This is a genomic window from Streptomyces sp. NPDC004610, assembly GCF_040609715.1.
Lineage (GTDB): Bacteria > Actinomycetota > Actinomycetes > Streptomycetales > Streptomycetaceae > Streptomyces.
The window spans coordinates 184,757-193,351 of sequence record NZ_JBEXLA010000016.1 but is presented as its reverse complement, the minus strand read 5'-3'; the positions used below and the strand labels follow the sequence as shown (position 1 = coordinate 193,351).

The 8,595-nt window shown below is 71.2% G+C and carries 8 protein-coding genes; 2 read left to right on the top strand and 6 right to left on the bottom strand.

What is annotated here, in order from left to right:
* A partial coding sequence (locus ABZX40_RS20090) for a hypothetical protein (protein WP_356009132.1) occupies positions 1–231 on the top strand: 231 nt, incomplete at its 5' end.
* A gap of 216 nt (positions 232–447) precedes the next feature.
* Here ABZX40_RS20090 and ABZX40_RS20085 read toward each other — a convergent pair.
* On the bottom strand, positions 448–1,452 hold the full coding sequence (locus ABZX40_RS20085; protein ID WP_355739307.1) for a stage II sporulation protein M: 1,005 nt from the start codon (positions 1,450–1,452) through the stop codon (positions 448–450).
* Positions 1,453–1,592: 140 nt separating this feature from the next.
* Here ABZX40_RS20085 and ABZX40_RS20080 point away from each other — a divergent pair, with 140 nt between their 5' ends.
* Entirely contained in the window at positions 1,593–2,567 is a 975-nt protein-coding gene (locus tag ABZX40_RS20080) for an RDD family protein (protein WP_355739310.1), read from the top strand.
* Positions 2,568–2,582: 15 nt separating this feature from the next.
* Here ABZX40_RS20080 and ABZX40_RS20075 read toward each other — a convergent pair whose 3' ends face one another.
* From ABZX40_RS20075 to ABZX40_RS20055, 5 genes are all read right to left on the bottom strand, one after another.
* A complete protein-coding gene (locus ABZX40_RS20075) occupies positions 2,583–3,194 on the bottom strand; it encodes a hypothetical protein (RefSeq protein WP_355739313.1) in 612 nt (203 codons plus the stop codon).
* A 124-nt stretch (positions 3,195–3,318) separates the two neighbouring features.
* Complete coding sequence (ahcY, locus tag ABZX40_RS20070) at positions 3,319–4,776, bottom strand: adenosylhomocysteinase (protein ID WP_355739316.1); 1,458 nt, start codon at positions 4,774–4,776, stop codon at positions 3,319–3,321.
* A 281-nt stretch (positions 4,777–5,057) separates the two neighbouring features.
* Complete coding sequence (locus ABZX40_RS20065; protein WP_355739319.1) at positions 5,058–6,038, bottom strand: cation diffusion facilitator family transporter; 981 nt, start codon at positions 6,036–6,038, stop codon at positions 5,058–5,060.
* 176 nt (positions 6,039–6,214) lie between these two features.
* The gene (gene manA / locus ABZX40_RS20060; protein ID WP_355739322.1) at positions 6,215–7,366 is read right to left on the bottom strand and encodes a mannose-6-phosphate isomerase, class I; all 1,152 of its coding nucleotides are present in this window, start codon (positions 7,364–7,366) and stop codon (positions 6,215–6,217) included.
* Between the two features lie 71 nt (positions 7,367–7,437).
* Entirely contained in the window at positions 7,438–8,595 is a 1,158-nt protein-coding gene (locus tag ABZX40_RS20055; protein ID WP_355739324.1) for an SIS domain-containing protein, read from the bottom strand.

Genomic DNA, 8,595 nt, shown 5'->3' with positions numbered 1-8,595 from the left:
GGGGTATCAACATATCTGGCGTTGATTTTTGGCACGCTGTTGAGTTCTCAAGGAACGGACGCTTCCTTTGTACTCACCCTCTCGGGCTTTCCTCCGGGCGCTTCCCTTCGTGTCTCCGACTCTATCAGACCGTTTCCCGGTCCGATTTCCTCGGAATGCTTTCCAGGTTCCCGCTTTCGCGATTCCCTTTCCGGCGGTTTCGACTTTATCAGAAGTTTCTTGCCGGTCTGACCGGCCGTCCATTTCCGATTTCATCGGGGACGCCACAACAAAGCCGAATCTCATGAATGAGGAGTCGACTTGAGGTAGCGAGTGGATTCTGATGGTTGCCGACCGAGTGAGACCCAGTTCCAGGCAACTGTTCGAATCTACCTCCCCATGGGCGCCGTGTCAACGGCTCCTGCGGGGCGAAGAGGAGACTAGCAGCTCAGCAGACCCGTCCGCACATCAGGCGGCTGTCGGGACCGTGGCGCTGCGCTCGGCGGGGTCCAGGTCACCTGTGGCGCCGGCGCGGGCCGCGCGTCCGCCGAGGACATAGACGTAGGCGAGGAAGGCCAGCTCGGCGGTGATGCCGATGGTGATGCGGGCCCAGGTCGGGAGGCCGGACGGGGTGACGAAGCCTTCGATCAGTCCGGAGATGAAGAGGACCAGGGCCAGGCCGATCGCCATGCCGACGGCGGCGCGGCCCTCTTCCGCGAGGGCGGTGCGGCGGGTGCGGGGGCCCGGGTCGATGAGGGTCCAGCCGAGGCGCAGGCCGGTACCGGCGGCCACGAAGACCGCGGTGAGTTCAAGGAGTCCGTGCGGCAGGACCAGGCCGAGGAAGACGTCCAGGCGGCCGGCGGAGGACATCAGGCCGAAGCCGATGCCCAGGTTGAGCATGTTGGTGAAGAGGATCCAGATGACCGGCAGGCCCAGAAAGACACCCAGGACCAGGCACAGGGCGGCTGCCTGGGCGTTGTTCGTCCAGACCTGAGCGGCGAAGGAGGCGGCGGGGTTGCTGGAGTAGTACGCCTCGTAGCCGCCGCCTGGGCGGGTCATCTCGCGTAGCTCGTCGGGGGCGGCTATGGAGGACTGGACCTCGGGGTGGGTGCCGATCCACCAGCCCAGGAGGGCCGCCAGGAGGGTGGAGAGCAGGGCGGTGGGGACCCACCAGTGGCGTGCCCGGTAGACGGCTGCCGGGAAGCCGTGGGTGAGGAAGTGGGTGACATCGCGCCAGGAGGCGCGGCGGGTGCCGGTGACGGCGCTCCGCGCGCGGGCCACGAGTTGGCTGAGGCGGCCGGTCAGCTGGGGGTCGGGTGCGCTGGACTGGATCAGGGAGAGGTGGGTGGCGGTGCGCTGGTAGAGGGCGACGAGTTCGTCGGCCTCGGCGCCGTTGAGGCGGCGGCGTCGCAGGAGGGTGTCGAGGCGGTCCCACTCCGCTCGATGGGCGGTGACGAAGACGTCGAGGTCCATCGGTGTGCCTGCTCCCCGGCTGTTCGTCGGTGGATCCTGACGGATCCTGGTGGATGTCTGCTTGTCGTACTGCGGCGCTCCGCGTTCTCAGCTTGGCAGACTGATCGTGCTGTAGGCAGGCCAGGGGAAGGACGACGGGTGTGAATGAGCTGGTGACGGGCGAGGCGGTGGCGCTGGAGTTGCGTCCGGCGAAGCTGCCGAGCAGGGCGTTGGCGGTGCTGCTCGATCTCGTCGTGGCCTTCGCCGCGTATCTCCTGGTGTCCATGGGGCTGCTGATCGCTTCGGCTTCGTTGGACGAGGCGGCGCAGATGGCGCTGTCGATCGCGTCGTTCCTGCTGGTGCTGGTGGGGGCGCCGATCGCGGTGGAGACGCTGTCCCATGGGCGGTCGCTGGGGAAGATGGCGGTCGGGTTGCGGGTGGTGCGGGACGACGGGGGGCCGATCCGGTTCCGGCACGCGCTGGTGCGGGGCGGGATCGGGATGATCGAGATCTTGATGACGTTCGGGGTGGTGGCGTGTATCGCGTCGCTGGTGTCGGCGCGGGGGCGGCGGCTGGGGGATGTGTTCGCGGGGACGCTGGTGGTGCGGGAGCGGGTGCCTGCCGGGCAGGCCGGGTTTCTGCCGCCGCCTCCACCGTGGCTGGCGGGGCGGTTCGCCACGCTGGATCTGTCGGCCGTGCCGGACAGTCTGTGGCTTGCCGTACGGCAGTACCTGACGCGGATGCGGCAGCTGGATCCGCAGGTCGGGTGGGGTATGGCGCAGCGGCTGGCGGCTGATCTGGCGGAGCGGTCGGGGGCTCCGGTGCCGCCGGGGGTGCCGCCGGCGGCGTATCTGGCGGCGATGCTTCAGGAGCGGCAGGTGCGGGAGGCTCGGCGGGCTGCGGGGAGTGCGGCGGCGGCGAGGGGTGAGGGGCGGGGTGGGCAGTGGGCGGGCGGAGGGTTCTCCGCGCCCTCGTCATCGCCGTCGCCTTCGTCTTCGGCGTCGCCCTCGTCTTCTTCTCGGCCTTCCCAGTCTTTTCGTGCGGCTGCTTCCCCGGCCGCTCCGGCTGTTTCTCCGGGTTCGCCGGAGGCGGAGGCGGCCGGTGAGGGTTCTACCGGGTTTGTGCCGCCTGCGTAGCGGGGGGCGGGGCTGCTACTCGGGGGACGGGGGTGAGTCCAGGTCGTCCAGGTCGATTCCGGGGGCTGCCAGTACGACGTCGCCGGTGATGTGGACGGGGTGTTGTTCGCCGGTGTCCAGGGCTGTGACCTGGTATTCGTCCACGGTCAGGGGGCCGTTGTCAGTGGCGTGTGCTTCTCTTTTCAGCAGGGCCCAGGACTGGTCCACGGTGCGGGGGGCGAGGACGGGGTGGGTGAAGTCGACCAGGCGGACGCGGGTCGCGGCCGGGGAGGGGGTGAGGCGCAGGAGTCGGGCGGTGGCGATGAGGAAGGCGGGGGATGTGCCGGTGAAGGCGTGGGCGCGGACATTGCCTTCGGTGGCGTGGTGGCCGGTGGGGTCGGTGCGGACCCAGGTGACGCCGTCCAGGGCTGCGCCGCGCACCTGCCAGCTGGCGGCGTGGAGTTCGAGGCGGAGGGGGCGGCCGAGGCTGTCGAGGGTGAGGTCGACGGAGCCGAGGTGGTCGCCCGTGGGGGCGGTCAGCTGGGAGACGTAGCGCCAGCCGGAGGGGCCGGGGGCGCAGTGGAAGTGTTCGTGTGCGAGGGGGGTGTGATCGTGCGGATCGAAGAGCGAATAACGGCCGCGGGGCATGGGGGTCGTCCTGGGGTGTGACGGGCCGGTCCGGCCGACGGGGTCGGGCGGGCCGACCACGGGGACAGGCCCCCGGCACGGGGGTGCGGGGGCCTGTCCTTGAGGTCGCTGGGGAGCGCGGGGCTCAGTAGCGGTAGTGGTCCGGCTTGTACGGGCCCTCGACCTTCACGCCGATGTACTCGGCCTGCTCCGGGCGGAGGGTGGTGAGCCTGACGCCGAGGGCGGCCAGGTGGAGGCGGGCGACCTTCTCGTCGAGGTGCTTGGGCAGGGTGTAGACGCCGGTGGGGTACTCGTCGGGCTTGGTGAACAGCTCGATCTGGGCCAGGGTCTGGTCCGCGAAGGAGTTGGACATCACGAACGACGGGTGGCCGGTGGCGTTGCCCAGGTTCAGCAGGCGGCCCTCGGAGAGGACGATGAGGACCTTGCCGTCGGGGAAGGTCCAGGTGTGGACCTGGGGCTTGACCTCGTCCTTGACGATGCCGGGGAGCTTGGCGAGGCCGGCCATGTCGATCTCGTTGTCGAAGTGGCCGATGTTGCCGACGATGGCCTGGTGCTTCATCTTGGCCATGTCGGCGGCCATGATGATGTCCTTGTTGCCGGTGGTGGTGATGAAGATGTCGGCCGTCTCGACGACGTCGTCCAGGGTGGCGACCTGGTAGCCGTCCATCGCCGCCTGGAGGGCGCAGATGGGGTCGATCTCGGTGATGATCACGCGGGCGCCCTGGCCGCGCAGGGACTCGGCGCAGCCCTTGCCCACGTCGCCGTAGCCGGCCACGACGGCGGTCTTGCCGCCGATGAGGACGTCGGTGGCGCGGTTGATGCCGTCGATGAGGGAGTGGCGGCAGCCGTACTTGTTGTCGAACTTCGACTTGGTGACGGCGTCGTTGACGTTGATCGCCGGGAAGAGGAGGGTGCCGTCGCGCTGCATCTCGTACAGGCGGTGGACGCCGGTGGTGGTCTCTTCGGTGACGCCGCGGATCTCGGAGGCGAGCTGGGTCCACTTCTGGGGGTTCTCGCCCAGGGTGCGGGTCAGCAGTTCCAGGATGACGCGGTGCTCGTCGGACTCGGCGGTGTCGGGCGAGGGGACCTTGCCGTCCTTCTCGTACTGGACGCCGTTGTGGACGAGGAGGGTGGCGTCGCCGCCGTCGTCGAGGATCATGTTGGGGCCGCCGGTGGGGCTGTCCGGCCAGGTCAAGGCCTGCTCGGTGCACCACCAGTACTCCTCCAGCGTCTCGCCCTTCCAGGCGAAGACGGGGATGCCCTGGGGGTTGTCGGGGGTGCCGTTCGGGCCGACGGCGATGGCGGCGGCGGCGTGGTCCTGGGTGGAGAAGATGTTGCAGGAGGCCCAGCGGACCTGCGCGCCCAGGGCGGCGAGGGTCTCGATGAGGACCGCGGTCTGGACGGTCATGTGCAGGGAGCCGGTGACGCGGGCGCCGGCGAGCGGCTGTGCCTCGGCGTACTCCTTGCGGATCGCCATCAGGCCGGGCATCTCGTGCTCGGCGAGGGTGATCTCCTTGCGGCCGAAGACGGCCAGGGAGAGGTCGGCGACCTTGAAGTCCTGTCGGTTGTCGACAGTCGTCATGGGGAGCTGCTCCTCGGTGTCGGTGCGAGGTGGGTACGGCTGGTCTGCGCGGCGGCGGACACAGGGGTGCCCGCGTGCGCGCAGCGCAGTCCGTCGGAGGCCCTCTCTCCCTCGGCCGGTCCGCTGGGGGACCGCCCGACCGCCATCAGCAGCGACGTCTGGCTCCGTCCCAAGCTACACCGGACGGCCCGGACGTCCCCAGTGGGCCTGAGAAGAGTTCGAGCCGATCCGGTGGGGAGAGGGCGGGGACATTGGCCGGTTTCGGGTGGGTGCGGGGGTGGTCAGGGGGCGGGGTCGGGGTGGGTGGGGCCGCCGGGGGTGGTGGTGGGGTCGGGGCGCTTGGCGGCCTCGGACTCGCTGTAGACATCGGGTTCGAGGTAGATGACGCGGGCGATGGGGACGGCCTCGCGGATGCGGGACTCGGCGGCGTCGATGGCGGTGGCGATCTCGGTGGCGGTGTCGTCGTGCCGGACGGCGATCTTGGCGGCGACGAGGAGTTCCTCGGGGCCGAGGTGGAGGGTGCGCATGTGGATGATGCGGGGGACGGTGTCGCCGTCGACGAGGGCGGCCTCGATCTTTCGGACGTCCTCCAGGCCGGCGGCCTCGCCGAGCAGCAGGGACTTGGTCTCGGCGGCGAGGACGACGGCGATGAGGATGAGCAGGATGCCGATGCAGAGGGTGCCGATGCCGTCCCAGATGCCGTCGCCGGTGAGCAGGGCGAGGCCGACGCCGCCGAGGGCGAGGAACAGGCCGACGAGGGCGCCGAGGTCTTCGAGGAGGACGACGGGGAGTTCGGGGGCCTTGGCGTGGCGGACGAAGTCCTTCCAGGACTGCTGGCCGCGCAGGGCGTTGGACTCCTTGATGGCGGTGCGGAAGGAGAAGGTCTCGGCGATGATCGCGAAGATGAGGACGCCTACGGGCCAGTACCAGTGGTCGATCTCGTGGGGGTGCTGGATCTTCTCGTAGCCCTCGTAGATGGCGAACATGCCGCCGACGGAGAAGAGGACGATGGAGACGAGGAAGGCGTAGATGTAGCGCTCGCGGCCGTAGCCGAAGGGGTGTTGGGGGGTGGCTTCGCGCTGGGCGCGTTTGCCGCCGAGGAGGAGCAGGCCCTGGTTGCCGGAGTCGGCGAGGGAGTGCACCGACTCGGCGAGCATGGAGGACGAGCCGCTGAAGAGGAACGCCACGAACTTCGCTACCGCGATCGAGAGGTTGGCGAAAAGTGCCGCCACGATCGCCTTGGTGCCGCCTGACGCGCTCATGTGGTTCGGGGTGTCCCTTCTGGGTGCCGTGCGCCGCCGTACCGGGCTGTGCCCGTGCGTTGTCGGTGGGCATTGTTGCAGTCCGGTACGGCGGTGGCGGGGCAGTCGGGGAGATCGGCGGCCGGGGCCTCGCCCGGGGCGCAGGCGGGCGGCACTCGGGGTGGGACGCGGGGCGGTCAGGCGATGACGGTGGCCCGGAAGAGTGTTCCCGCGCCGGAGACTTCGGCTCGCTCGCCCGCGGGGACGAACACGGACGCGCCGGGGGTCAGATCCTGGTCGCCGGTGCGGAGGGTGCCGGCGGTGCAGAGCAGGATCTGCGGGGTGGCGCGGGTGAGGTCGCGGGGGGTGCCGCCGTCGGGCAGGACGTAGCGGGAGAGGCGGAACTCGTCGATGGGGGTGGCGTAGACCTCTTCGCCGTCCGGGTCGGCCTCGGGGCGCAGGACGCCGGGGTCGGTGGGCTCGAAGCGGACGATGCGCAGGAGTTCGGGGACGTCGACGTGCTTGGGGGTGAGGCCGCAGCGCAGGACGTTGTCGGAGTTGGCCATGATCTCGACGCCGAGGCCGTCGAGGTAGGCGTGGGGGATGCCGGCGCCGAGGTAGAGGGCCTCGCCGGGCTGGAGCCGGACGTGGTTGAGCAGCAGCGCGGCGAGGACGCCGGGGTCGCCGGGGTAGTGGCGGGCGATGTCGGCGTAGGGCGCGTAGGGGCCGCCGAGGCGTTCGCAGGCGGTGGCGGTCTCGGTGACCGTGCGGGCCATGTCCTCGGGGTCGGCGGTGAGGATGGCGGTGAGGACTTCGCGCAGGGCGGCGTCCTCGGGGTGGGCGCGCAGCAGGTCGACGTAGGGCTTGAGGGAGGCGACGCCGAGGCCGTCGAGGAGGTCGGCGGTCCGGTGGGGGGCGCGGAAGCCGCACAGGCCGTCGAACTCGGTGAGGGCGCAGACGAGTTCGGGTTTGTGGTTGGCGTCCTTGTAGTTGCGGTGCGGGGCGTCCAGGGGGATGCCGCGGCGCTCCTCGTCGGCGTAGCCCTCCGCGGCCTGGGCGGGGTCGGGGTGGACCTGGAGGGAGAGGGGGGCTCCGGCGGCGAGGAGTTTGAAGAGGAAGGGCAGGCGGGTGCCGAATCTGGCCACGGTGGCGGGGCCCAGTTCGCGGGTGGGGTCGGTGTCGATGACCTGGTCCAGGGGGCCGCGCGGGGTGCGGGAGGGGGCGCCGGGGTGGGCGCCCATCCACATCTCGGCCTGTGGTTCGCCGGTCGGGTCTATGCCGAGGAGGCGGGGGATGGCGGTGGTGGAACCCCAGGCGTAGGGGCGGACGGTGTTGTCGAGGGGGTCCATCGTTCTCTCAGGGGTTCTCTCTGGGGTGCTCTTCGGGGTTCTCTTGGGGTTCGGCGCGGCTGGGGGTTCGCTCAGCGGGTGGTGTCGGGTCCAGGGGAGGCCCCTGAGGCGAGCGCCAGGTAAACGGCGGCGAAATCCGTCATGGCGATCAGTTCGGCGAGGGTCTCCAGTTCGTCGCCCTCCTCCGGCTCCAGCTCGCTGATCGGCGTGTCGTGGCTGAGGGCCAGGTCACGGGCTGCGGGGGCGGCCGTGAGGCCACCGATCGGGCGGTCCCTGAGGAGCACTACGCGCGCGTGCAGCGCCGGAGTCTCGTCGACGCGGTCGCGGAAGAAGTCGTCGGGGTCGGCTCCCGCGGCGAGCGGGCCGGCGAGCAGCGCACTGTGCGCGGAGAGCGCCTCGGGAAGCTCGGCGACGAGGGCGGGGCGGCCGGAGAGTTCGGCGAGCGCGCCCGCGAAGCGGCGGCCGGCCGGGCCCGCGGAGGTGCCCTCGGTCCAGATCACCGGGAGGGCGTCGGCGAGTTCGGCAGCGAGAGTTTTGGCCGGATTGCTGAAGGTGGCGATGGCCGGGCCGCAGCGCTGGGCGATGTGGTCGAGCCGGTCCGCGACCTTCTCCACGGCCTCGGGGGGTGCGGAGAGCAGGCCGATGCGGTCGAGGAGGGCGAGGAGGGGGGTCAGCAGGGCCCAGAAGACGCCGGGGGCGGACGCGGCCAGTTCCTCCGGCTCGTCCTGGTCGTACGGGGCGGTCGCCATCGGTACGAACAGGCCGTGCACGGCCGCGACGGACTCGGCGAGCGGGGTGCGGGCGGGGGCGACGGCGACGACCGTGCAGCCGCGGCGGTACGCCTGGTCGGCGAGGAGGGCGAGGCCGGGTTCGGTGCCGTCGGGGGTGGCGATGAGGAGGAGGTCGAGGTTGCCGCTCCAGCCGGGGACCTCCCAGCGCAGGGCGCCGGCGACGGGGGCGACGCCGGAGGGGGCGAGGCGGATGACGGGGCTGCCGGGGCCGGCGAGCGTGCCGAGGAGGTCGGCTGCGCCGATCGCGGCGGCGCCGGGGCCGGCGATCAGGACGGCGCGGGGGCGGCCGTCGGGTTTGAGGGCGGTGACGCCCGCCTCGGCGGCGTGCCGGGCGGCGGTGCGGACGCGGGCGCCGGCCTCGGCCGCGCCGCGCAGGAGGCCACGGTGGTCGGCGTCCGTGAGGGCCTCGGGGGTGTCTAGCAGCGACTCGTCGAGCAT